The organism is Komagataeibacter saccharivorans, from assembly GCF_004348195.1.
Taxonomy (GTDB): Bacteria; Pseudomonadota; Alphaproteobacteria; order Acetobacterales; family Acetobacteraceae; genus Komagataeibacter; species Komagataeibacter saccharivorans.
In genome coordinates this window covers 2,258,940-2,283,814 of sequence record NZ_CP036404.1, presented here as the reverse complement: position 1 = coordinate 2,283,814, position 24,875 = coordinate 2,258,940, and the positions used below count along the sequence as shown (strand labels likewise).

Annotated in this window: 23 protein-coding genes and 1 riboswitch; of the genes, 9 read left to right on the top strand and 14 right to left on the bottom strand. The window is 62.7% G+C overall.

What is annotated here, in order from left to right:
* The first annotated feature begins 60 nt into the window (after positions 1-60).
* The 3 genes from purD to KSAC_RS10470 all read left to right on the top strand — a co-directional run bounded on the left by purD (position 61) and on the right by KSAC_RS10470 (position 3,735).
* The gene (purD, locus tag KSAC_RS10480) at positions 61-1,341 is read left to right on the top strand and encodes a phosphoribosylamine--glycine ligase (protein ID WP_102325114.1); all 1,281 of its coding nucleotides are present in this window, start codon (positions 61-63) and stop codon (positions 1,339-1,341) included.
* Positions 1,342-1,466: 125 nt separating this feature from the next.
* Positions 1,467-2,867 (top strand): MFS transporter, encoded by a 1,401-nt coding sequence (locus KSAC_RS10475; protein WP_110548003.1) that lies wholly within the window; start codon positions 1,467-1,469, stop codon positions 2,865-2,867.
* 55 nt (positions 2,868-2,922) lie between these two features.
* Positions 2,923-3,735: an IS5 family transposase gene (locus KSAC_RS10470; RefSeq protein WP_132303502.1), complete on the top strand. Its 813-nt coding sequence runs from the start codon at positions 2,923-2,925 to the stop codon at positions 3,733-3,735.
* A 16-nt stretch (positions 3,736-3,751) separates the two neighbouring features.
* Here KSAC_RS10470 and KSAC_RS10465 read toward each other — a convergent pair whose 3' ends face one another.
* The 10 genes from KSAC_RS10465 to ade form a co-directional block, all read right to left on the bottom strand.
* Positions 3,752-5,122 (bottom strand): nucleobase:cation symporter-2 family protein, encoded by a 1,371-nt coding sequence (locus KSAC_RS10465; protein ID WP_243705194.1) that lies wholly within the window; start codon positions 5,120-5,122, stop codon positions 3,752-3,754.
* Between the two features lie 70 nt (positions 5,123-5,192).
* On the bottom strand, positions 5,193-7,694 hold the full coding sequence (locus tag KSAC_RS10460; protein WP_102325112.1) for a TonB-dependent receptor: 2,502 nt from the start codon (positions 7,692-7,694) through the stop codon (positions 5,193-5,195).
* A gap of 498 nt (positions 7,695-8,192) precedes the next feature.
* Positions 8,193-8,633, bottom strand: coding sequence for an ExbD/TolR family protein (locus KSAC_RS10455; RefSeq protein WP_102325111.1), 441 nt, complete (start codon positions 8,631-8,633; stop codon positions 8,193-8,195).
* A 54-nt stretch (positions 8,634-8,687) separates the two neighbouring features.
* Positions 8,688-9,110 (bottom strand): ExbD/TolR family protein, encoded by a 423-nt coding sequence (locus KSAC_RS10450; protein WP_102325110.1) that lies wholly within the window; start codon positions 9,108-9,110, stop codon positions 8,688-8,690.
* 2 nt (positions 9,111-9,112) lie between these two features.
* Positions 9,113-10,198: a MotA/TolQ/ExbB proton channel family protein gene (locus KSAC_RS10445; RefSeq protein ID WP_102325109.1), complete on the bottom strand. Its 1,086-nt coding sequence runs from the start codon at positions 10,196-10,198 to the stop codon at positions 9,113-9,115.
* An 86-nt stretch (positions 10,199-10,284) separates the two neighbouring features.
* Positions 10,285-10,926, bottom strand: a complete 642-nt coding sequence (locus tag KSAC_RS10440; RefSeq protein ID WP_132305337.1) for a TonB family protein — start codon at positions 10,924-10,926, stop codon at positions 10,285-10,287.
* Between the two features lie 607 nt (positions 10,927-11,533).
* Positions 11,534-12,379, bottom strand: coding sequence for a segregation and condensation protein A (locus tag KSAC_RS10435; RefSeq protein WP_118962590.1), 846 nt, complete (start codon positions 12,377-12,379; stop codon positions 11,534-11,536).
* Positions 12,376-13,080, bottom strand: coding sequence for a hypothetical protein (locus KSAC_RS10430; RefSeq protein WP_102325106.1), 705 nt, complete (start codon positions 13,078-13,080; stop codon positions 12,376-12,378). The genes KSAC_RS10435 and KSAC_RS10430 overlap by 4 nt, the downstream gene beginning before the upstream one ends.
* Positions 13,073-13,939 carry a site-specific integrase gene (locus tag KSAC_RS10425; protein WP_132305335.1) on the bottom strand — a complete coding sequence of 289 codons (867 nt, stop codon included), beginning with the start codon at positions 13,937-13,939 and terminating at the stop codon, positions 13,073-13,075. The genes KSAC_RS10430 and KSAC_RS10425 overlap by 8 nt, the downstream gene beginning before the upstream one ends.
* Before the next feature lie 24 nt (positions 13,940-13,963).
* Entirely contained in the window at positions 13,964-15,664 is a 1,701-nt protein-coding gene (ade, locus tag KSAC_RS10420; RefSeq protein WP_132305333.1) for an adenine deaminase, read from the bottom strand.
* A gap of 397 nt (positions 15,665-16,061) precedes the next feature.
* Between ade and thiC the strand changes: the two genes are divergently transcribed.
* Both thiC and KSAC_RS10410 read left to right on the top strand, forming a co-directional pair.
* Positions 16,062-17,903, top strand: coding sequence for a phosphomethylpyrimidine synthase ThiC (gene thiC / locus KSAC_RS10415; protein ID WP_132305331.1), 1,842 nt, complete (start codon positions 16,062-16,064; stop codon positions 17,901-17,903).
* Positions 17,904-18,087: 184 nt separating this feature from the next.
* Complete coding sequence (locus KSAC_RS10410) at positions 18,088-18,351, top strand: DksA/TraR family C4-type zinc finger protein (protein ID WP_102325102.1); 264 nt, start codon at positions 18,088-18,090, stop codon at positions 18,349-18,351.
* A 172-nt stretch (positions 18,352-18,523) separates the two neighbouring features.
* On the opposite strand, the gene KSAC_RS10405 is transcribed toward KSAC_RS10410, so the two are convergent.
* Both KSAC_RS10405 and KSAC_RS10400 read right to left on the bottom strand, forming a co-directional pair.
* Complete coding sequence (locus KSAC_RS10405) at positions 18,524-19,615, bottom strand: branched-chain amino acid aminotransferase (RefSeq protein ID WP_110548009.1); 1,092 nt, start codon at positions 19,613-19,615, stop codon at positions 18,524-18,526.
* Positions 19,616-19,758: 143 nt separating this feature from the next.
* A complete protein-coding gene (locus KSAC_RS10400) occupies positions 19,759-20,625 on the bottom strand; it encodes a nitroreductase family protein (protein WP_132305329.1) in 867 nt (288 codons plus the stop codon).
* 329 nt (positions 20,626-20,954) lie between these two features.
* On the opposite strand from KSAC_RS10400, the gene acuI reads away from it, so the two are divergent.
* Entirely contained in the window at positions 20,955-21,935 is a 981-nt protein-coding gene (gene acuI / locus KSAC_RS10395; RefSeq protein ID WP_132305328.1) for an acrylyl-CoA reductase (NADPH), read from the top strand.
* Positions 21,936-22,027: 92 nt separating this feature from the next.
* Here acuI and KSAC_RS10390 read toward each other — a convergent pair whose 3' ends face one another.
* Entirely contained in the window at positions 22,028-22,252 is a 225-nt protein-coding gene (locus KSAC_RS10390; protein ID WP_102325294.1) for a CbtB domain-containing protein, read from the bottom strand.
* Between the two features lie 169 nt (positions 22,253-22,421).
* Here KSAC_RS10390 and KSAC_RS10385 point away from each other — a divergent pair, with 169 nt between their 5' ends.
* A complete protein-coding gene (locus KSAC_RS10385) occupies positions 22,422-22,955 on the top strand; it encodes a histidine phosphatase family protein (RefSeq protein WP_132305327.1) in 534 nt (177 codons plus the stop codon).
* A 55-nt stretch (positions 22,956-23,010) separates the two neighbouring features.
* Positions 23,011-23,244, top strand: a riboswitch (cobalamin riboswitch).
* Here KSAC_RS10385 and KSAC_RS17300 read toward each other — a convergent pair.
* Positions 23,229-23,408, bottom strand: a complete 180-nt coding sequence (locus tag KSAC_RS17300; protein WP_165927312.1) for a hypothetical protein — start codon at positions 23,406-23,408, stop codon at positions 23,229-23,231. Its footprint overlaps the riboswitch before it by 16 nt.
* Here KSAC_RS17300 and KSAC_RS10380 point away from each other — a divergent pair.
* Together KSAC_RS10380 and cobW are read left to right on the top strand one after the other, a co-directional pair.
* Complete coding sequence (locus KSAC_RS10380) at positions 23,407-23,805, top strand: DUF1636 family protein (RefSeq protein WP_102325293.1); 399 nt, start codon at positions 23,407-23,409, stop codon at positions 23,803-23,805. The genes KSAC_RS17300 and KSAC_RS10380 overlap by 2 nt on opposite strands.
* A gap of 5 nt (positions 23,806-23,810) precedes the next feature.
* A complete protein-coding gene (gene cobW, locus KSAC_RS10375; RefSeq protein WP_102325096.1) occupies positions 23,811-24,863 on the top strand; it encodes a cobalamin biosynthesis protein CobW in 1,053 nt (350 codons plus the stop codon).
* Positions 24,864-24,875: the final 12 nt, after the last annotated feature.

Sequence of the window (24,875 nt, the reverse complement as noted above, 5' to 3'; positions counted from 1 at the left end):
GGTATGATAGAGACGGCCACCCCGAAAGGGCAGAGATGAAAAACGGAAGGTACGAGAGTGATGCGGGTGCTGCTGGTTGGATCGGGCGGACGTGAACATGCCATGGCCACTGCCATTGCGCGGTCGCCGCTTCTGGACGCCCTGTTCATCGCGCCGGGCAATCCGGGCACGGCGGCGCTGGGCACGAACTGCGCCGTGCGCGCGGATGACGTACCCGGACTGATCGCGCTGGCGCGGCGTGAGCGCATCGACCTTGTCATTCCCGGCCCCGAAGCACCGCTGGTCGCAGGAATCGCTGATGCCTGCCGCGAAGCCGGCATTGCCTGTGCCGGACCCACGCAGGCGGCGGCGGCACTGGAAGGCAGCAAGACCTTCACCAAGGAAATATGCGACGCGGCGGGCATTCCCACAGCAGGCTGGGCACGATTCGACGCGGCACGGCCCGCGCTGGATTACGTGCGCCGCCACGGCGCGCCCGTTGTGGTCAAGGCAGACGGACTTGCCGCGGGCAAGGGCGTTGTCGTCGCGCAGAGTGTCGCGGAAGCCGAACAGGCGATCACCGACATGATGACGGACGGCACGCTGGGTCAGGCAGGCCACAGCGTGGTGATCGAGGACTGCCTGATCGGCGATGAGGTCTCGCTGTTCGCTTTCTGCGCCGGGGAAACCGCCGTGCTGATTGGTGCCGCACAGGACCACAAGCGTATTGGCGATGGCGATACCGGCCCCAACACCGGCGGCATGGGCGCGGTCTCGCCCCCCACCGGCTTCGACCGCGACCGGCAGGAAGCCGCCCTTGACCTGCTGGTGCGCCCCATGCTGCGCGAGATGGCGCGACGGGGCACGCCGTTTACCGGCATCATCTTCGCGGGCCTTATGCTGACACCGCAGGGACCGCAGCTGATTGAATATAATGTGCGGCTGGGCGACCCGGAAGCACAGGCCCTGCTGATCCGGCTGGAAAGCGACCTGCTGGCCGCCCTTGCCGCCGTGGCGGCGGGCGAACTGGACCGGACCGATATCCGTTTTTCCAGCCAGTCCTCCATAAGCGTGGTCATGGCCGCGCGGGGCTATCCGGGCAAACCGGTCACGGGCGGGGCCATCCGCAATCTTGAAGCCGCCGCGGCCATACCCGGCGTGCAGGTGTTCCAGGCAGGCACGAAGCTGGATGATGAAGGTCGCCTGGTGGCTGCCGGTGGCCGCGTTCTGGCCGTATGTGCGGCGGCGGACACGCTGCGCGAAGCCTGCGACCATGCCTATCAGGCCGTAAAGGCGATCGACTGGCCCGATGCCGTCTACCGCCACGATATCGGCCAGCGCGCGCTGGCGGCACAGGACTGACCGCGCGGCTTTCGGGCCATCGCCATACCTGCCCCGCCCCGGACGGGTGTTGATGCAGGTGGCACGCTCGCATATCGTTTACCAATCAGAACATATTGCCCCCATCGCCCGAAAAGCCCGTGCCCATGTCTCCCCACGTAAAACCTGTCCTGATCGAAGGCGAAGGCCTGCATGGCGCGGCACGCGTACGCGCGATGACCGCCGTGGCGCTGTCCGTGCTGCTTGCCCTGCTTGACTACGCCATTGCCAATGTGGCGCTGCCAACCATCGGGGCGGACCTGCATGTCTCACCCGCCTCGGCGGTGTGGATCGTCAATTCCTACCAGTTGGCCAGCGTGGTCTCGCTACTGCCGATGGCGGCCCTTGGCACGCGGATCGGGTTTTCGCGGCTGTGCCAGCTTGGGCTGGCGCTGTTTACCGTGGCTTCCCTGTTCTGCGCCCTGTCCCACACGCTGCTGGTCCTGTCCCTCGCCCGTGCGGTACAGGGCGTGGGCGGCGCGTGCATCATGAGCGTCAGCATTGCGCTGATCCGCTTCATCTATCCCCATGCCATCATCGGGCGCGGCATCGCGCTGAACGGTGTGATGGTGGCAATGGGCGTGGGTGCCGGACCCACCGTGGCCTCCATCATCCTGTCCTTCGCCACGTGGCCGTGGCTGTTCCTCATCAACATTCCGCTGGGGCTGACCGCCCTTGTGCTGGCGCTGATCTCCCTGCCGCGCACGCCCATCAATCCGTCATCGTTTGACGGGACAAGCGCGGTGCTGAACGTGCTGGCTTTCGGCGCGCTGATCATGGCGGGTGATTCCATTGCCCACCACGCGGATACCAGCCGGGTCGTGCTGCTGGCCCTGACCGGGATTGTGGCGGGCTGGCTGCTGGTGCGCCGTCAGCGCGGGCAGGCGCATCCCATGTTCCCGGTCGACATGCTGCGCATCCCCGCCTTCCGCATGGGCACGCTTGTGGGGTTTCTGGGCTTTGTTTCGTCAAACCTGTTCATGGTTTCGTTTCCGTTCACGCTACAGGCCCTGTTCCATTATCCGCCCTCCATCGTCGGGCTGCTCATGACGCCATGGCCCGTCGGAATCATGGCCGTGGCCCCCGTCATCAGCCGACTGGCGGATAAGGTGCCCGCAGCCATCCTGTCCTCGATCGGGCTGTGCGTGACGGCGGTGGGTTTTCTGGCCCTCTACCTTCTGCCACCCGATCCCGGCTGGTTCGACATTGCGTGGCGCATTGCGGTAGCGGGCATGGGATTCGGCATTTTCCAGCCGCCAAACAACCGCATCATGATGGTCACCGCCCCGGCGGGGCGGTCGGGCAGTGCCTCGGGCATGGTCCAGATCGCACGGCAATGCGGACAGGCGACGGGTGCCATGTGCGTGGCCATGGCCTTTGGCCTGATCGCGCATGACGCGGAACGGAGCTGCCTTGGCTTCGGGTCCATTGTCGCCTTTACCGGCATGCTGTGCAGTGCCGCCCGGCTGCTCCCCTTCCGCCCGGCATCAGCCACCGCCACGCGCTGACCCATCCCTAGAGGGTGTTATGTACTTTTTTGTGTAATTGTTGCAGAATATGTGGATGAATACTGCTCGCAAACCGTATCCGTCTGATATCAGTGACGAAGAGTGGTCTCTGATTGTTCCCTATCTCCTTCTGATGAAAGAGGATGCAGAGCAGCGACATCATGATCTGAGAGAGTTGTTCAACGGCCTGCGGTATGTGATCCGTTACGGTATAGCATGGCGCGCGATGCCGAACGATCTGCCACCGTGGACTGCGGTTTATCAGCAATCCCGGCGCTGGATGGACGCAGGATGTTTCGAGGTTGTCGTCCACGATCTCCGGGCCGTGCTGCGTCTGGCTGCAGGAAAGCAGGCCGAGCCGACAACGGCGATTATCGACAGCCGGACACTGCGCTCAACCCCTGAGAGTGGTTCACGCGCCGGGTATGATGGCGCGAAAAGAAAAAAGGGATCGAAGCTGCACATGGCGGTCGACACCCTAGGGCATCTTCTGGCCCTGCACGTCACCCCGGCAGACAGAGATGATCGGGCAGAAGTCGCTCCGCTCGCGCAAGCCATTCAGCAGGCAACAGACGGTAGCGTTGAACTGGCATGGGCTGATCAGGGCTATACCGGATCAAAACCGGCGAAAGCTGCCAGAGAGCAGGATATCACCCTCGAAATCGTCAGGCTGCCTCAGGCAAAGCGGGGTTTTGTGCTGCTGCCCCGACGATGGATCGTGGAGAGATCGTTCGCATGGGCGACACGGTGCAGAAGGCTCGTAAAAGACTACGAGCGCTGCGCCTCAACCCTCGCCGCAATGCACACCATCGCCTTCGCTGGCTTCATGCTCAGAAATGCCGCTCAACTGCTCGCCCAAAGTGCATAACACCCTCTAGCCCGGTTCAGGAGCCGGACCGTTCTCCTTTCCCATCCGCCGCATCGGTTTCCCCTGCACCCACCAGCAGGTTCAGGAGAACACCGGACAGGATGCACAGCAGCACGCCGTTGCCCAGCAACAGTCGCCACAATCCGGAAAGGTGGGTGAACAGGTCAGGGCACGCCATGGGCAGCACGCCCAGCCCGATGGACACGGCGGCAATCAGGCCATTACGCGTGCCCTCGAAGGGAACATGCAGGAGTTCGCGCACGCCGCCGATCGTGGTCATGCCAAACATGACCAGCCCGCAGCCCCCCAGAACCGGTGGCGGCAAGGCCGCGATCAGCGCACCCAGCTTGGGGAACAGGCCCAGCACGATCATCACCACGCCCGCCGCCGCCACAACGAAGCGGCTGCGGATATCGGTTATGGCGATAAGCCCGGTATTCTGCGTAAAGGCATTGTAGGGAAAGCTGTTGAACAGTCCGCCCAGCACGGTGGACAGCCCATCGGCCCGCAGGGCGCCCGCGATGGTTGCATCCGTTACGGGCCGGTCAACCACACGACCTATGGCCAGACAGTTGCCGGTGGTTTCCGCAACAATGATGACCATGCTCAGCAGCATGATGACCACCGGCATAAGGTGGAATTCCGGCAGGCCGAACGCAAAGGGCATGCTGACGGCAAACCATGGCGCATCCGCCACCATGCCATAATGTCCCATGCCACACAGCGCCGCCAGAATGCTGCCCGCGATCAGCCCCACCAGTACGCTGATATTGGCCAGGAATCCCCTGCCCCATGCCTGTACCGCCACCGTGATGAGGATGGTGACAAAGGCCAGCAGCAGGTTCGCAACACTGCCGAAACCGGGCGCACCCGGTGTCCCGCCCCCAATCCAGCGCCCGGCCACCGGAACCAGCGTCAGACCGATTATGGTGATGAGGCAGCCGATCACGACCGGCGGAAAATACCGCATGAGCCGCGCCATGACCGGCGCCAGAAGCACCATCGCCAGCCCGGCCCCGATCACCCCGCCGAAAACCGAGGGTACGCCATAAATCTGCCCGATCAGCAGCATGGATGCCAGCATGGCGAAGGATGACCCCTGCACGATGGGCAGGCGGGAGCCGAATTTCCAGAAGCCGATGCTCTGCACGATCGTGGCGATGCCCGATGTCATCAGCCCGCAATTGATCAGCAACACCGTCTGGGCGGCTGACATGTGCATGGCGGCGGCAAAGATAAGCGGCACCGCCACGGTGCCCGCGTACATCACCAGTGCGTGCTGGAGACCAAAGGCAAACAGCATGCCCGCTGGCAGCATTTCATCAACCGGGTGTGTCGTGCCCGTTGTCACAGTTCCATTCCCCTGCTGCATGGCTTTTTCCGCCATGTGCGATGGTCCTGACACAAAGAACCCCGCCTTTGGAGCAAAGGCGGGGTTCCCCGTGCGCGATTAATGATCAGAAGGAGGTGGAAATGGTGCCTGTCATGGTGAAGCGCGGTTCAACCATGAAAGAGTTGCCATTCGCATAGCGGCCCATGGCCGAGGACGCACCGTAATAGACCGGGTAACCACCCTGGGTGCCAGCGTGATAGATCGCACCCATCGCGCCCGTCCGGACGATGGAGCCGGTCAGGTTGGTGAAGTTCAGGCGGAAGGTGGGCGACTTCGCATACATGAACGGCTTGAAGTGATAGCCAAGCGACAGGGTATCCGTCACGTAGCCGGGAATGCGCTCGCTGTTATCAAGTGCCACGGACTGCGCACCGGTGTAATGCACGCTGCCGTTGGCGAAGAAGCCCTTGTACTTATAGGTCAGGCCGAAATTCGCCATGATATGCGGCGCCATGATCGCCTGCTTGCCCTTCGCGGCATAGGTAATGCCCGAGGTGGGGTCCGTGACGTTCGAATCCTGGGTCGCATGCAGGTATTCAAACGATGCGTACGGGCTGAAACCATGGAACGGACGGGTGGCAACCATGGCGTCGAAACCACGCATCGTCTGGTTGCCCGCCTCGATCGGCATGTACTGGTTCGCACCGATATAGGTGTCCATCAGGCGGTTGGTCACGTTGTAGTTGAACAGCGCCAGATCAAACATCACGTATTTGTCGTGATAGCGATAGCCCAGTTCTTCCTTGATGGAATACTGGTTCTTCAGCATCGACTGACCCGTTACAGGCGTCAGCCACCCCAGATCAACGGCGGACGGCTGGCGGTAGTCCCCTTCGGCATTGATATAGATCTGATGGTGATCGTTGAAGGTATAGCCGATCGAAAGCTGCGGCAGCGGTTCGGTGGTATTGGCGCCATTATGGCCAACGGATGCCCCCGGCGTCAGGTTCTTGCCATAGGTCCAGCCATTGGCGGCTGAATTCCAGCCCTTGTTCCATGCATCGGACATGACGAACTTGAAGCCTGCGTGAATCTGCAGCTTGTCATTGAAATATTTGGCTGTGTCCTGAATGAACAGGGCATGCAGTTCATAGCCCGCATTCACACCCGATACGCCAAACGTCTCGTTTGAATACGTATTCTGGTACGCCGAGGCATTGGGGCTGGGAGCCGCGCCATTCGCCATGGTGTAGCTGAGCGGATAGGACTGGATCGTCTGGTTGTTTTCATACCAGTAACCAACCGAAACGTGGTTGTGCCGGTCGATATCATAACCCAGCTTGGCCACTACACCGACCTGACGGGACTCGTTTTCGAGGAAGTAGTCGGTATAGTTGCGCCCTTCGGATGGGGAGTAGTTGGCGCCGTACGCGGTGTTATTACCCGGCGAAGCATCCCAGCCCTGACCGAAGCTGAAATAGGACTGCAGGTCGAACGTAAACTTGGCGGGCAGCACGACGTGGATCGGCGCCGTCAGGAAGATCTGGTTCCAGTGGTCGTTGTTGTTCTTCCAGTAGTTGTCACTGGTCGGATCGGAATTGCGACCATAGCCCGTGCCACCGTGCTTGTAGGCTTCGAATGCCGTGCTGTCGGGATAGGCGTCGATGGTGAAATCTTCCGAGTTCCATGACAGGAACAGCCGGGCCGTGGAACCGTTGTTCCAGTCCTTCTGCAGACCGAAATCAATATGCTTGCGCTGGTTGATGCCCGACCCCATCCACGACCGTGCATGCGTGTTGGAGAACGAGAAGTAGCTGCGCAGGCCGGTCTTGCCGATGTCGCCCGATTCCAGACGGATGAATTCACGCGACAGGTTGTTCGTCCCGTAGGAGAAATCCGTCATGCCGCCGAATTTGTGCGATGCCGTGTGCGAATGCTCGTTCATCACGCCGCCCGCCGCCGACATGACCGGCAGGTCGGTGCCGGAACTGCCCGGCGTGACTTCGACGCTATCCAGGTTTTCGGAATCGATGTCTTCCGCCATGTATTTGGCAGCGGCAGCCGGGGCGCCATCAACCATGAGACCCATATCCAGATCGGTCAGGCCGCGGGTCTGGATCTGGCCGCCTTCCATGCCTGACGAATCAGGCGTGGTCACGTTCATGCTGGGCAGATTCTTGACGAGATCGAGCGCCGTGCTGGTCGGGCTGCGCATGTCAATGAACTGCTTGCCCACGGTCTGGACCGCATGCGGCGCCGTTTCCAGCCGCATCATGCCGCCGCCGCCGTCATTGGCCTGACGGGACCGCGCCACGTTGATGACTTCGGGAGCCTGATGGTTGACCAGCCCGGCGGGCTGCGCGGTAGCGGCAGTCGTGGTGTGCCTGGCGGCAGGCGTCGCACCCGTCTTTGTCGTCGCATGCTGCTGCGCCGGCTGCGTGGTGGTGGTTGCCGCCTGCGCCCAGCCATCAGCACCCGAGGCAATGCAGACCGTGCCCACAAGGCACGACATGGCACGCAGGCGCGTTTTCAGCCCCGGCATGCACAGTCCCGCAAGTCCGGTGCGTCCCCCCGCGTTCCGTACCTGACGTATCACTGCGCTATAGAAATCCCGGCCCGTCTTCATTCATTCCCCCGCAAATCTGTCTGGCGCACCGCTTTTCGGGGCTGCCATACGGTTTTGTTTTCCAGCGGCAGCCATCCCCGTCTGCCTTCCTACCAGCAGGTCCCGTCCTGTTCGGTAATGCTGAAGTAGTTACGGAAACTAAACATTCCGCATATATGTTGACTTAAGAAATACACATGGACACGGAAAGCTCAAAAAATGCAACGGGCTGTTTATCTATCTGACAACACACCGTTGCCGGAAGGGGCAAATAAGCTCTATCCCCCTAAAAAACAAGAAATATTCCATATTCCTGCCATGAATGTTCCTGCGTGACCAAGCCGATCTCACCGTCAACAATGTGTATTTCGTGGCTTTAATGTCACAGGTGAAACAGGCCGGCTGCCTTTAAAATAGGCAGTTTTGACATCTTGCATGATGGTACGAAAAAACGGCCCTTCCTTGCGGAAGGGCCGTTCTGTCATGCGGATTCATACCATTATCAGGAATGCAGAAGCCTTACTGCGCATCCATGAACTGGTCGCTGCCCATAATGCCAAGCTTGCTCACACCCAGGCGCTGCGCATCAGCCAGAACCCGTGCCACAACCTTGTAGCTGGCCAGACGATCCGGATGGATGTGCATCTCGGGCTGGACCGGCTGGGCTGCCGCTTCCGAAAAACGGGCCTGAAGGGCTGCATCATCCGGAACCGGTTCACCATTCCAGGTGATAGTGTTGTCAAAATCGATCGCCACAGTATCCACAACCGGGTCCGGCTGGACAGAAGACGGCGGGGGATTACCCTGCGGCAGGTCGATCGAAACTGAATGCGTCTGAAGCGGAATGGTGATGATCAGCATGATCAACAGCACCAGCATGACGTCAATCAGGGGCGTGGTATTGATATCGACAATACCTTCATCCTCTGTCGTGCTGTCTGAGCCGACATTCATGCCCATGGTGTCTACTCTCCCGAAATTGGCCGGGGATCAGACCCCGGCCGGGAATGGATATCAGCCGTGCGGCTGCTCGGTAATGAAATCGATGTGGACGATACCTGCCTGCTGGCAGGCCGCGATCACACGACCCACACCTTCGTATTTCGATGCCTGGTCACCACGGATCTGGATCTGTGGCTGCGGATTCTGCGCAGCCACGTGCTCCAGGTGGGACTCAAGGTCGGCATAACTGGTAAGCGGCGTTTCATCCCAGTATGCCTGCCCCTGTGGCGTCACCGCAATGACGACGTTGTTCATCATCGTCCGGGTGGGCTGGTTCGCATCCATCGGGAGGCTGACCTTGATAGTGTGTGTCGCGACGGGGATGGTGATCAGGAAGATGATCAGCAGCACCAGCATGACGTCGACAAGCGGTGTGGTGTTGATGGCCGACACCACCTCGTCTTCATCGCCGCCACCTCCAACTTGCATACCCATGATCAGGCCACCCGGTTATCGATAGTCGTTGTGGTCGGGGAGTTGTCCGGATGGATGGTGATTTCCGAACCATGGCGGTAACCACCCATCAGGATCGACTGCACGTCAGCCGCGAAGTTGCGGATCTTGTCCATGGCGCCCTTGTTGCGGCGCACCAGCAGGTTGTAGCCCAGAACCGCAGGCACCGCGGTGCCAAGGCCGATGGCCGTCATGATCAGCGATTCACCAACCGGACCTGCAACCTTGTCGATCGAAGCCTGACCCGCGATGCCGATGGCGGTCAGCGCGTGATAGATACCCCACACGGTGCCGAACAGACCCACGAACGGAGAGGTCGAACCCACCGTGCCGAGGAAGGCAAGGCCGCCCTGCAGCTTGGTCTGGATCACGTCAACCGAACGCTGGATGGACATGGTGGTCCAGGAGTGCAGGTCGATGGATTCCTGCATCGTGCCTTCGTGGTGCTCAGCAGCCTTCACACCCGTATCGGCGATGTAGCGGAACGGAGAGTTCGCGGGCAGGGCGGCGGCGCCGTCCTTGATGGAACCCTTGGTCCAGAAATCGCTCATCACCTTCTTGGCGGCAGCCATGACGCGGGCCTGCTCGAAGAACTTGGTGATCATGATGTACCATGTGCCAAGCGACATGAAGACCATGATCAGCAGCACGCCACGGGCGATGAAGTCACCGTTGGCCCACAGCGCGCCCAGACCGTAGGGATTGCCTTCGGGTGCCTTGGGGGCATCGGCGGGAGGCGTCGCATCCGCTGCGGGAGCGGGCGCCGGAGCGGCGGGCGCATCGGCCGGGGCGGCAGGCGCCGCGTCGGTCGGGGTGGGGGCCGCAGGTGCCGAGCCATCTGCCGGGGCAGGCGTCTGTGCAGCCGGGGCATCCGCACCCGGAGCCGGCGTGGCGGCCGCGCCGCTGCCATCGGTCGGCGGAGCGGAAACCGCCGGTGCGGGTGCCGTGGCCGCATCGTTCGCGGCCGGGGCGGCATCCTGTGCCAGCGCTGCGAGCGGAGAGGCAGCACACAGCATGGCAGCGAAAGCGGCCGAGGCAACAAGAGTGTGTTTACGATGCAGTCTGATCATTTAACCAAAATCCTCTGGAGCAGGATGTTTTTTCCGAGGCGGCGGGGTGCTGCCGGCCCCCGCCGTGCCTGACCTAACATTCAGGCTCAGTCATTCAGACTGAACGTGATCGTATAGAGATGGTGATATTCCTTGACGGGCACACCATTTTTAACAGCCGGCGCATACCGTGAGCGGCGGACCGCCTTCAGCGCGGCTTCAGCAAACGGTTCGCCACCCTTTACATTGACGACCTGGCAGTTGCTGGTCTCGCCGCTGGGCTCCACGTCACAGGCGACGGAGACCACGCCTTCACGGCCTTCTTCCGACATTTCCTCCGGATATTCCGGCACCACATGGTTCAGCGGCGACGTTCCGGCCGAATGGTCGGGCACCGGCGGGGCGTTGGACACGGGCGCATCGGACGGCGGCATGGCCTTTACGGGCGGCATGGCCTTCGGCGGCTTCGTGTGCGTCACGCGCATCGGCGGCGGCGGCGTCGGCACCTGAATCTTCGGCGGCGGAATATAGGGCGGCGGCGGCGGCGTGATTTCCGGCGGCGGCGGCGGCGGCTCCTTGATCATGTGCACCTGCACCGGCGGCCGCGGTGGTTCTTTTGGCGCATCAGGTGGTGAGTGAAGCCCAAACAAAAGTGCCATCACCAGCGCCGCTTCGAACACAAGGACAATGGCGAAAATTATCACCTTTTGTAGTGTATTGTCACTCTGTTCCGCATACGTCATACCCATACCTCACTCAGAACGGCATAGTTTTAGGAAGGAATTACTACAAAAATTATTCTAGATGTTCTGATTTCACCAATTTTACTGCGGGAGTATGACCAGATTTCTACGAAACGACTGATGCGATCCGCCTTGTTCTCCCTGACCCGGCCCTGAAGCACGGCAATCATCCCTCCTGGCGGAACAGGAGAACACGACCGCCGCGACTTCCGGCAACATGCAGGCAGGTGCCGAAGCACCCGATACATGCCGCCATGACAGGCCAAGCCACTCATTCATCACGTTTTATCCATAAACATTATTAACATCTCGAAATCAACCCCGATTTTATCCGAAATAAACTTATGTGCACGTCATAACTTTGCGAAACATACCGAGGGGGCGGGAAACGGTCCGATGGACCCGTTTTCACCACCGTTCGAAAGATCGCTGAAAAACCGTTCGTTCCAGCTTCATCAAAAAAAAATCCTAGTCAAGCAAAGTGTTAAAAAACGCCCGAAAAAATCTTTCCTCCTTTCCGTGGCCTTCCGGGCGGGCATAATAATATTTCGGATTCGATACGAGTCTGCCGTGGATCAGTATAGGTTGCAACAGATCACGTCCCCCGCCACCCTTATTTCTTGGCGAAAACGGATTGCGTATCCGGGGTGGCCGCATCGGGCACGCCACTGAAGGCCGGAAGGGTTTCGGATGCGTCCTGAAAGGCCAGCGCCTCGCCCTGTTTCACCATTTCCAGACAGGCCGAAAAGGTGCTGCTCCAAGCCGAGCGGCGCTGGCCGGTGGACAGGCGCCCCGGCGGTCCCTTCCGCATGGAATCGGGCAGCATGCGTTCAAGCGGCACGCGTTCGCGCGCCCGCGCCAGACAGGAGCGCACCCGCACCCGCGCATCCTCTACCGAAAACAGGTCAAGCTGGACCGGCGCGTAGGCGGGACTTTCCACCGGCATGACGCCCCAGTTGCCATCAAACACGGCAAGACAGCCCCACAGGAATTCGATGCGGTCAACTTCCCACGGCATCGATTCGTCCGTATCGCCGTGTATTGCGCCCCCGAAACCATAAACGTCGTGCCCAAGCTGTTCACGCGCGGCAAGCCATCCGGCAAGGCGGGTAGCGTTTTCCGCCGCAATCAGGCGCGAACGCAGGTCGGCCGCTTCCTGCGTGGCCTGCTGCTGGCGGGGATCATCGACCGGCAGCATGAGCCGCGAGCGCAGCAGCAGAAGGCCCGATGCCATAACCGCCCACTGCGCCTTCATGCCCAGCGGCAGGGACGCATGGATGCGCGCTGCTTCCGCCAACTGGTCGATCAGGGCGACGATATCAAGCTGGCCCAGATCGATTTCGCGCGCCTGCGCCAGTTGCAGCAGATGGGACAGCCCGCCCTGATAGGCTTCCAGCCGGATGACCGGCTCCCCCCCGTCCGGCATGCCACTGTCAAACAGGCCCAGTTGCGCGTTCATGCCAGCGACCGTTCCGACAGCCGGAAGGTCAGGGTTGGGAAATGCTCCTCAAGACGACGCACCACAGGGGCGGGCGCGCCATTGCGGGTAAAGAACCCGTAAACGGCTGCCCGGTGATCGCGCGGCAGGCGGCGACCTGCCTTCAGCCGGGGCAGCAGGCTGACCTGCACCGGTGCTTCGGCTATTCCCCAGTGCGTGCGCAACCATGCCCGCGCATCGGGATGCGTTGCGCCAAGTTCCAGTATCCGCTGCGGCACCGGCACCAGACGGTGAAAGTCCAGCGGACAGGCCGCACCCGACCGCAGGGCCAGCCGGGCATGACGCACTTCCGCCGCCTCGCGGAACTGGCGGGCCAGTATCCGGCACCCTTCCACCGACAGACCGCTGCGCCCCGGTCCCTTGCCACTGGCGCCGATGGCAAGGGCGAACACATCTTCCTCCACCCGCTCGGCATCGAACGGCCATGGAATCAGGCCGGGGCCGGATGCCTGCGCCACGAACGCATCCATGGCCGCATCGGGTCCATGGACCAGCAGGTGCCACCCCTTCCACGGCGCAGGTTCGGAGGATTTGGGCCACGATGAAAGAGGCCGTCGCCCCCGCCGTGCCGGTGTCCGGCGGGCGGGCGTGGCAGTTGGCTCTTCCTCCGCCACGGCGGGAGGTGGCAGGTCAGCCCAGGGCAGACGCAGGTTTTCAGCCATCGGCAAGCTGCCGTTCATAAGGGCGCAGGGCGCGTGGATCATGGTAGCGGGTATGGCGGCACAGTTCGGTGGTTTCCATCCCGCGCCGCAGGGCATCAAGGATAAAACCGGAGCGCAGCGCATGGGCGCTTAACCGGGCGACCGTATCAGGCGGAAGTTCGGCCATAAGCGCCCGGCGCTGCAGGATACGCGTTACGGCATAGGGGGTCAGGGCACGACCGCCTATGCGCTCCCCCTTTGAAATGCCACGGAACAGCGGGCCAGTCAGCCGGTGCGCCACCTGCTGCCACGCCGCATATGCCGTAGCCGGGCAAAGCGTCCGGTCCTGCGCCCGGGGCAGGATGACGGGCTGCGCGCCGCCTTCATCCCGAATCATCAAAACGACCTGTCCGTGGTCTGGCTGCACGTCTTCCACCTGAAGCCCCACCAGTTCGGAACGACGCAGCGCCCCGGCAAAACCGAACAGCAGCAGGCAGCGGTCACGCAGGCCACGCACCCCGTCCCCGCACCGCGCGACCATGGCGTGCAGCATCTCCGGCGTTACGACGGCCGGGGGTAGCGCGGGGGTGGCGGTTTTCTCCACCATTTCGGTCACCGCGTGCTGCACGCGGTGGTCCCTTACATCCCATGGCATTTCATTGAAACGGTGCATCTTGCCGATCGCCGCCAGCCTGCGCCGGATGGTGGCGGGGGCGAATTCCGTCAGGCTGCGCAGATAGGCGGCCACCACCTCCGCCGAGGCGGGAATGGGGGATACGGCCTGCGCCGCGCACCACTGGGTGAAATGCACCCAGTCGGCACGGTAGGCACGCAGGGTGGCCGTGGCTTCCCGCGCGGGGGCCTCAGCAACCGTTGTCATGGACCGTTCCCATCCATGCCTGTGTCAGACCAGCTCCATCCGGTTGACATCCACCATGCCGAAATCGGTAATTTTGAGGTGCGGAATAACCGGCAGCGGCAGGAAGGCAAGCTGCAGGAATGGTTCATCCAGTTCGCAGCCCAGCGCACGGGCGGCAGCGCGCAGGATCTCAAGCTGGTCACGCACGGCCTCGAACGGGGCATCGCTCATCAGGCCCGCAACCGGCAGGGGCATGTCGGCCACGACCTTGCCGTCACGCACCACCACGAACCCGCCGCCGGTCTTTTCCAGATGGTTGACCGCAACCGCCATGTCCGCATCGTTCATGCCGACCACACATATGTTGTGGCTGTCATGCCCGACGGAGGATGCAAGCGCCCCGCCCGACAGGCCAAACCCCTTAACGAACCCGCGTCCGATATTGTCATTATGGCCATGGCGCGCCACCACGCAGATCCGCGCGATGTCCTGCGCCGGGTCCGGCTGGACAATCCCGTCACGCACCGGCAGGTCGGCATGCAGGAAGGGTGTGATGATCTGGCCGGGCAGCAGGCCGATCACGGGACGCTGCGTGCCGCTGCCCGTAATTTCCATGTCCCGTGCCGTCACGGGCGCGGGCAGGTTGATGCTGTCGATGCCAACGGGGGGGATGATCTCACGCGCGGCGAACAGCGCATCATTGACCAGTCGCCCGGCGCTGATCACGTCCGACACCCGGCATTCACGCAGGTCGTCCAGAAGCACGATATCCGCCCGCCGTCCCGGCGCGATCAGGCCCCGGTCGCGCAGGCCAAAGGCGTTCGCCGCACTGAGCGAGGCACTGCGATATGCCGCCAGCGGTTCCACGCCCAGCGAGATGGCAAGGCGGATCAGGTAATCCAGATGACCTTCATGCGCGATTTCCAGCGGGTTGCGGTCATCGGTGCAGAAGGCGAAGAACGGGGACGTAACCGGGTTGAGCAGCGGCACCAGCGCGCGCAGGTCCTTGCATACCGATCCTTCGCGGATCAGCACCATCATGCCCTTGCGTACCTTTTCCAGCGCTTCTTCCGCCGTCGTGGCCTCATGGTCGGTGGTGATGCCCGCGGCAAGATAACCGTTGAGCCTGCGCCCGCGCAGCAGCGGGGCGTGGCCGTCGATATGACCGCCGGCAAAGGCTTCCAGCTTTTCCATGCATACCGGATCACCATTGAGCACGCCGGGAATGTTCATGAATTCCGCAAGGCCGATCACCTTGGGATGGTCACGATAGGCCAGCAGGTCCGCAGCACCCAGCGTGGCGCCCGATGTTTCCAGCGCGGTGGACGGCACGCAGCTTGAAAGATTGACCCGCAGGTCCATGACCGTGCGCAGCGCCGCTTCGGTAAAGTAATCCAGCGCGGGACGGCCCAGCACGTTCGCCATTTCATGCGGATCGCAGATGGCGGTGGTCACGCCATGGGGCAGGACGCAGCGGTCGAATTCAAACGGGGTGATCAGGGAGGATTCGACATGCAGATGCGTATCGATAAAGCCGGGTACGGCGATGCGGCCATGCCCCTCGATCACCGTGGCGCCTTCGTAACTGTCCAGCGTGCCCACGATGGTATCGCCACACATGGCGATGTCGGTCGGCAGCAGCGCCCCGGTCACCAGATCGAACAGGCGCACGTTCCTGATGACGGTATCCGCCACCACACGCCCGCTGCCCTGTGCAATCCGATCTGAAATGGCGCTGCCTGTCATACTGTCCTGCTTCCCCGGAAAAAAGATGTTGCCTGCCCGCACTCTATCACAACGGCGCGGATGGCAAATCGGCACACGGATTCTTTTTCGCCCCGCCTGCCCCGCTTTTCGCAATATCGTTGACAAGGACGGCAGGATTCATGATCCTGAAACGACCAAGGGGAGTCCCGGCAAGGGGCTGAGATACCGCTGGCATGACCCGGTCATGCGCGCGGGGACCCTTCCGGGCGCATGGTGCGTCCCGGGGAACCTGATCCGGCTCATACCGGCGGAGGGACTGGTGCGGACAATCGGCATACCCCTGCTGGCCCCTGTGGCCGAAGGTCATGCGCATACAGGCGCATAGCCCGGTTTTCTCCCCACACCCCCTGTCGGAGAGGAAACGAGGAGCATAGCCATGTCGTCCGTTGCTTCGCCTTCATCTCCCGACCATGTCACCACCGGCCCCATACTGGGGTCCGTCAAGGTCTGGTCATCACCCGTCGGACACGCCGACATCCGCGTGCCCTTTCGTGAAATAGCGCTGGAACCCAGCGCGAACGAACCGCCGGTACGGGTGTACGACACATCCGGCCCCTATACCGATACGACGGCACGCATCGACGTACGAAGCGGGCTTGATCCGGTGCGTGCGCCGTGGATTGCGGCACGCGACCTGCCCACAGTGACACCCCGCGCCGTACGCCCGGAAGACAACGGCTTCGCCCAGGGCGAACATCTGGTCCCCGCCTGCCCTGCCCCCCATGCGGTGCATGAAGGCAGGCAGGGGCAGATGGTCACGCAGTACGAATTCGCCCGTGCCGGCATCATTACCGAAGAAATGATCTACGCCGCCCACCGCGAGAACCTTGGCCGCGCCACCATGGATGCGCACGCGGAAGAACGCCGCGCGGATGGCGAAGATTTTGGCGCGGACATCCCCGCCTTCGTCACACCGGAATTCGTGCGCGCCGAAATCGCGGCGGGTCGCGCCATCCTGCCCGCCAACATCAACCATCCCGAACTGGAACCGATGGTGATCGGGCGCAACTTTCTGGTGAAGGTCAACGCCAATATCGGCAATTCGGCTGTTACCTCCTCGGTGGCGGAAGAAGTGGAGAAAATGGTCTGGGCCATCCGCTGGGGCGCGGATACGGTCATGGACCTGTCCACCGGGCGCAACATCCACAACATCCGCGACTGGATCCTGCGTAACGCGCCGGTACCCATCGGCACGGTACCGCTGTATCAGGCGCTGGAAAAGGTGAATGGCGTACCTGAAGACCTGACATGGGAAATCTTCCGCGATACGCTGATCGAACAGGCGGAACAGGGCGTGGACTATTTCACCATCCATGCCGGGGTGCGCCTGCGCCATGTGCCGCTGACCGTCAACCGCGTGACGGGCATCGTCTCGCGCGGCGGGTCGATCATGGCCGGATGGTGCCTGCACCATCACCGCGAGAGCTTCCTGTATGAACATTTTGAGGAAATCTGCGACATCATGCGCCGTTATGATGTCTCGTTCTCGCTCGGTGACGGGCTACGTCCCGGCTCGATTGCGGATGCCAATGACGCCGCACAGTTCGCCGAACTGGAAACACTGGGCGAACTGACGAAAATCGCATGGGCGAAAGGCTGTCAGGTCATGATCGAGGGGCCGGGCCATGTGCCCATGCACAAGATCAAGGTCAATGTGGAAAAACAGCTCCGCGAATGTGGGGAAGCACCGTTCTACACCCTCGGCCCGCTCACGACCGATATCGCACCGGGATATGACCACATCACATCAGGCATAGGGGCCGCCATGATCGGGTGGTTTGGCACGGCGATGCTGTGTTACGTCACCCCCAAGGAACATCTTGGCCTGCCCGACCGCAATGACGTGAAGGTCGGTGTGGTCACATACCGCATTGCGGCCCATGCCGCCGACCTGGCCAAGGGACACCCGGCAGCCCGTATACGCGATGACGCCATCAGCCGCGCGCGCTTCGATTTCCGGTGGAATGACCAGTTCAGGCTGTCACTCGACCCGGATACCGCATGCGCGTACCACGATGAAACCCTGCCGCGTGAAGCCCACAAGAACGCGCATTTCTGTTCCATGTGCGGGCCGAAATTCTGTTCCATGCGCATAAGCCACGATCTGAAGGCCAATGCCGAACGTATGGCGGGCATGGAACAGAAAAAGGAAGAATTCCGCAACAGCGGCAACCGCATTTACGTACCCGTTGAGGAAACGGTCACGCCTGCGGAATAACGGCCGCTCCATCCAGCCCGTGCGGCAGATGTCTGCCTGCTGCTGCACGGGTGCCGGACCACAGACCCGTCGCCCGCCGCCTCATCGGGGCTGGCACCGAATTCCGGTCATATCGATCACGAACCGTTTTGTCTGAACATACGCCACGCGATATACTGCGTGCTTTCGTTTCAGGAGAACACGCATGGCCACCGGTTGGGCTCCCGACGGAGCCGTACAGGATCAGATCGACGATACGATAGCAGACGCAGTCAAACGGGCACGGTCCCATATCCCCACAGGCGAAAGCGAAACCAGTTGCCGTGAATGCGGGGAAGACATCCCCCCGGCCCGACAGCAGGCGATGCCGGGCGTCAAGCTGTGCATCGACTGCCAGTCGGAACGCGACAGAAAGCCGGTCTTCACCGGCATCAACCGCCGGGGAAGCAAGGACAGCCAGCTTCGCTAGCAGCCCGTGGGAACCGATCCCGTATCACAGGACATGACCACAGACCTGCCTATTGACAAGAACTGCCACCCAATCCGGGATGGCGGGTTGCGGCATCAATCCAGACCAATCCGCTCACCCACCGTCTCAGGCATGATCCGGCCAGACTGACTGGCCGGATCATGCGGGAAAATCAGATAACCTTTTCCACCCAGCCATGCGGATCGGCCGCCGTACCGCGCTGGATGCCGATCAGGGCATTGCGCAGCTTTTCCGTAACCGGGCCGATCCCCGCGCCATCGCCAATCACCGCGTCACCGTTACGGCCACAGAAACGGCCAATGGGCGAAACAACCGCCGCCGTGCCGCAGGCAAAGACTTCCTTCAGACGGCCAGAGGCGGCATCAGCGTAAAGCTGGTCGATGCCATAGCGTTCTTCACGTACCGTCAGGCCCATCTCCCGCGCCAGGGTCAGCAGCGAGTCGCGCGTGATGCCCCGCAGGATCGTGCCGGTCAGGGCAGGCGTGGAGACCGAACCGTCATCGAACACGAAAAACACGTTCATGCCGCCCATTTCCTCGATCCAGCGGCGTTCGACCGCATCAAGGAACAGCACCTGCGCGCAGCCGTGCGTCTTGGCTTCCTGCTGGGCCATGAGGCTTGCGGCATAATTGCCCCCGCATTTGGCCTCACCCGTACCACCGGGGGCCGCGCGGCAGAAATCGGATACCCACACACTGACCGCCTCGGCCCCGAAATAGGCGCCGACGGGGGAAGCAATGACCATGAACAGGTATTCACCCGCGGGCCGCACGCCAAGGAACGTCTCGCTCGCGATCATGAAGGGACGGATATACAGGCTCTCGTCGGGATTGCCCGGCACCCATGCGTGGTCCACGCGCACAAGCTGGCGCACGGCTTCGACAAACAGTTCCTCGGGCACCTGCGCCATGGCCATGCGCTCGGCTGACTTGCGGAAACGCGCGGCATTGGCATAGGGCCGGAATAGGGTGATCCCGCCTTCCGCCGTGCGGTAGGCTTTCATCCCTTCGAAAATTTCCTGTGCGTAGTGCAGCACGGCTGCCGCCGGGTCCAGTGTCAGAGATGCGTAGGGCTGTACGCGCGCGTCATGCCATCCCTTGCCTTCCTCATAGCGGATAACGACCATGTTATCGGTAAAGACACGCCCGAAACCGGGATTGGCCAGAATCTCCGCCCGGCGCTGCGCCGAAACCGGCGACGCATTGGGGGAAAGCGTGAAGGGAAGGGAAGTGGCGCTGTCCATAGCCGTTGTTTCTCTTTCATCATGACGCTGGCGCGATACGCAAGGCGCGCGCTCATGCCCGCCGTCAGGCGCGGGCATCGCTAGCAGAAGTTCACCAGAACATTTCGCCGGTCAACCCCACCCTGCACCTAAACACCCTGCTTTCACGCCTGACCCAGCACAAAACCAAGCCCGCGCAGTGCTTCAGGCAGGCGTTCACGCCCATGAAGCGCACTGACATCCCCCAGACGCGCCAGCACGCTTTCGCTCCAGCTACGCCCCGGCGATCCCTGAGCGGTACGGGCGGCACGCAGCCGTTCATCATAGGCCGCGATGACAGCCGGGTCGTTCGCGGCAGCACTGTCATACCGTTCGGCATGCAGCACGGCATGCTGCGGCAGGCGGGGCTTGATGGCGGTGAGACGCTGGCGGTCGGGGTAGCCGACACTCATGCCGAACAGCGCAACCGTACGCGCGGGCAAGCCAAGTTCGGCGGCAATCGCTTCGGGCCGGTTACGCACCGCGCCGACATACACGATTCCCAGCCCGTAGGATTCAAACGCGGCAGCGGCATTCTGCGCGGCGAAAGCCGTATCCATGACGGCGGCCAGAAAGGTATCGAGGCAGTCCACCCCCGGCAGGTCACGGCCATGCGCCTGCCCCACATGGTCCAGCCGCGACAGGTCGGCAACCCATGCAAGGAACAGCGGCGCCTGCGCGATGAAATCCTGATCCCCCGCTATCTTCGCAAGCCGCGCGCGCCGGTCGGCGTCGCGCACGGCAATGACGCTCCATCCCTGCAGGTTGGATGACGTGGACGCCGACTGCGCCGCGGCCACGGCGGCCTCCAGCACCCCATCAGGCAGGGCGCTGGCACTGAATCCCCGCACGGAGCGGTGCGTCATGAGACCACGCGCCACCGGGCTTTCGGGCAATGCGGGGGCTGCGGGCGGCTGGGTGCCGTACCGCGCCCGCCACAGCGCGGCCATGGAAGAAAGGGCCGGAAAGGACGAAACAAGACTGTCGGACATGAAATGCCTCCTGCCTGTGCAATGGTGGCTGGATAATAAGCACACCACACTGCCTGTCTGGCGGGAAGCGTGGGAAAATCACACCTGCCCTGCACATTTTCGCATCATGGCGCAGGACGGCCATGCACCACCATCCGGTCATGGACCGACCGGATGGTCTTTAAAAAGATCCTTTGAAAATCTTGTTTTTTTCAGGATGCACTTTTCTTCACGTTGCTGCGATGTCACAGGGCTGTAAATAGGAAACCATACCTGAATCCTGCATGAAAGTTACAGTCACGCCGCTCCGGCCGCGCGTTTTCCCCTGCCCATAAAGGAAGTCCGCCAGCATGTTCGAGGCCCTGATGATCTCCCGCACCGACGATGCGGTCACGACCCGCGTGGAACAGGTCGATCCCGCATCCCTGCCCGCAGGCGATGTAACGGTCGCGGTGGATCATTCCAGCCTCAATTACAAGGACGCACTGGCCATTACCCGTGGCGCGCCGGTGGTGCGGCGGTTTCCGATGGTACCGGGCATCGACCTTGCCGGTCGCGTCATCGAATCGGAAGACCCACTCTATCGCGCAGGCGACCGGGTGCTCGCCACCGGCTGGGGACTGGGGGAGACGCACTGGGGCGGCCTGTCACGCATGGCCCGCCTGTCGGGACGGTGGCTGCTGCCACAGCCTGCGGGCCTGTCCTCGCGGCAGGTGATGGGAATCGGCACGGCGGGCTTTACCGCCATGCTGTGCATCATGAGCCTTGAAGAAGGGGGGCTGACCCCGGCCAGCGGACCGGTCATCATAACCGGGTCGGGCGGTGGCGTGGGTGGCATGGCCATCATGCTTCTGGCGCAACTGGGCTATCAGGTCACAGCCGTAACCGGCCGCCCGCAGCTTCATGCCTATCTGACCCGTCTGGGCGCAAGCGAAATCGTACCGCGTGAGGCGCTGGCCCCCACGGGCAGGCCACTGGAAAAAATCCGGTGGGCCGGGGGTATCGATGTGGTGGGCGGGGATACGCTGGCCACGATGTGCGCATCCATCCAGTACGGTGGCACGGTGGCGGCCTGCGGACTGGCGGAAAGCATGGCCCTGCCCCTGACGGTCGCGCCCTTCATCCTGCGCAACGTGCGCCTGCAGGGCGTGGACAGCGTCATGTGTCCCCGCCCGCGCCGGATGGCGGCATGGGCGCGTCTGGCGCGCGACATCGACCATACGCTTCTGGAAAGCATGCTGCACGATGCACCGCTGGCCGATGCCATCACCATCGCGCCGCGCATTCTGGCGGGTCACGTCCGGGGCCGGACGGTCATCAGCATGGCCTGAACGCAAAAACGGCATTCCCGATGGAAATGCCGTTCAGCACATACCCGGTCACGGGACCGGAACAGGCGGGACGAACCCGCGCCCCTACTGGATCAGTGGCAGGGGAAGCCCAGCAGATGGCGTCCGTCATGCACGAATTCATGCACGTAGTGACCGGAAATGAGCGCGGTCGCCCCCTGCTCCGCCCCGACGAAATACAGCAGCAGCGATGCCAGTACCAGCCCGAACACACCCCACGGCAGCAGGTCGCGGACCGGGATGGAAACCTGCGGCGCGGCAACGCTACCGGTGGACAGGACAGTTGTACCTTGGCTCATACTGGGAAACTCCATGGATCACGCACGACCCGGAGCAGTATGCATGAAACACGGCCTGATCTGCCGCCCGTTCCATAACCGGATCTGGCCGCATGTTTCCAAAATTGGCATGGAAGGTCAATCATCCATTGCTTGACCCACCCTTTCCCCATGCGCGGGACAGTGACCCATGAACCAGATCCTGACCTGCATTGCCCTTCCCCCGGCGGACAGCCTGCGCCCGGGCATGATCCCCCGCACGGACGATGCCATCGCCCTGCCCCCGGATTTTCCAGGCAGCCTGTCCGATGATGCCGACCTGACCCTGATCCCGCCGTCAATGGAACCACCGCCAGATTGTGCCTGCCACCATGTGCCCGCGCTGCGCATGGTGGAAATGGGCGCATGGCAGGGCGCTGCACTGAAGGATCTGCCCCCTGCCGGTCTGGCCCGCTGGACTGCGGATGCCACGTTCGCCCCGCCCGGCGGGGAAAGCCGCGCGGACCTCCTGCACCGCATCACCCCCTGGCTGACGGCCCTGCCCACAACACCGCCGCGCATCCGGGTGATGGCCGATGCCACGGTCATAAAGGCCATCGTCATCGCAGCCCTTGGCGGGGATGCGGGCATGCTGTCGCGGCTGGATATCGCACCATGCAGCCATACGGTGCTGACGCGGCATACGGCATGGCGCGTGCGCATGACCGGCGCGCCGCTGTCATGAAGGCGGGACATATCCAGCATTACCGTGGTTTCTTTGACAGCGCGGTCCGCAATCGTCTAAATCCGGTCCTGATGGTTCCCCATTGGGGAGAATAGGGAAGACGGTGCGCCCATGGGCAAGGCCGTCGCTGCCCCCGCAACTGTAGGTGGCTGTTTCCGGCCCGCGTGACCTGTCAGGGAACGCGGCATTGTCACTGGTCCCTTACCAGCGGGACCGGGAAGGCAGCCGGAAGGGAGGGATCACCCCCTCCGCCACAAGCCAGGAGACCTGCCATCATATGCCGCGCCGCAGCCATGCGACCCGGATGAGACCGATTTCAATCGCATGGCCGGCGGGGTGCCCGGCACGCGATGGGCCACCGTCCCCGCCCCGCGCGGGTGCGGGGTCGTAACCGTGCACCCCGCCTTCAGGCTGCGCCGCGCAGCCATGCCGCGAAAGGGCACGGACCGACATGACCGCACAGCCGCAGCCGGAATCCGGAAATACGCCCCCCGTGCATCTGCATGTATGCGTGACCTGCCGCCGGGGCCTGCCCGCATCCGACAATCCGCAGGGACGCCAGCTTCATGACGCCATGGTGGCGCTGGCGGCGGACACGCCCGGCCTTGTCATTCATGAGGTCTCCTGCCTTGCCGCATGTGACAGCGGCTGTGCCGCCGTGGTGGCCACGCCGGGCAAATGGGGCTGGCTCCTCGCCCGGCTCGGCCCGGAGAAGGCACAGGACCTGATGACCTATCTTACGGCCTACGCCGCATCGCGCAGCGGCACCGTCATGCCATCGCGCAGGCCCGCCAGCCTGTCGGACATGGTGCGTGGCCGTTTTCCCGCATCCCTTTTTTCTGGAGCCTGATCGCCATGACCCCCACCACCACGGCACGTGCCAGGGTACCCGTTACCGTCATCACCGGCTTTCTGGGCGCGGGCAAGACCACGCTGCTGCGCCATGTGCTGGCCAATGCGAAGGGCAGGCGCATTGCCATCGTGGTCAATGAATTCGGCACGCTGGGCATTGATGGCGACACGCTGCGCGCCTGCGGTGTGGAAGGATGCCGTGACGAGGATATTGTCGAACTGACCAATGGCTGCCTGTGCTGCACGGTTGCGGATGATTTCCTGCCGACCATGGAAGCCCTGCTCGACCGCGCAAGCCCGCCGGACCATATCGTGATCGAGACCTCCGGTCTGGCGCTGCCCAAGCCGCTGCTCAAGGCCTTTGGCTGGCCCACCATCCGCACCCGCATGACGGTGGACGGCGTGGTTACGGTGGTGGACGGCCCCGCCGTCGCCGCTGGCCGCTTCGCCGACGACCCGGAGGAGGTCGCCCGCCAGCAGGCGGCCGACCCGTCGCTCGATCATGACAACCCGCTGGCCGAAGTCTACGAAGACCAGCTCCTGTCGGCCGATCTGGTGGTGCTGAACAAGTCTGACCTGATGACGGCGCAGCAGGCCGATGCGGTGGAAGCCGCGATCCGCGCCGAAATCCCCCGCGCGGTCAAGGTGGTGCGCGCAACAGACGGGCAGGTTGACCCGGCGGTGCTGCTTGGTCTGGACGCGGCGGCGGAAGACGACCTTGCAGCGCGCCCGTCCCACCACGATGCGGAAGGCGGCGAGCACGAGCATGATGATTTTGAAAGCTTCGTGCTGGCCATTCCCGAACAGGGCAGCGTGGACGGTTTCATCGACCGGCTGAAAACACTGGCCGAACAGCACGACATCCTGCGCATGAAAGGCTATGCCTGCGTGCAGGGCAAACCCATGCGCCTTGCGGTACAGGGCGTCGGCAGCCGCTTCCGCCACCAGTTCGACCGCCCCCTTGCCAGTGATGCGCCGCGCACGGGCGATCTGGTGGTGATCGGGCAGAAGGGCATGGACCAGTCCGCCATCGCGCACGCGCTGGCGCAGGTCTAGGGGACAACGGCA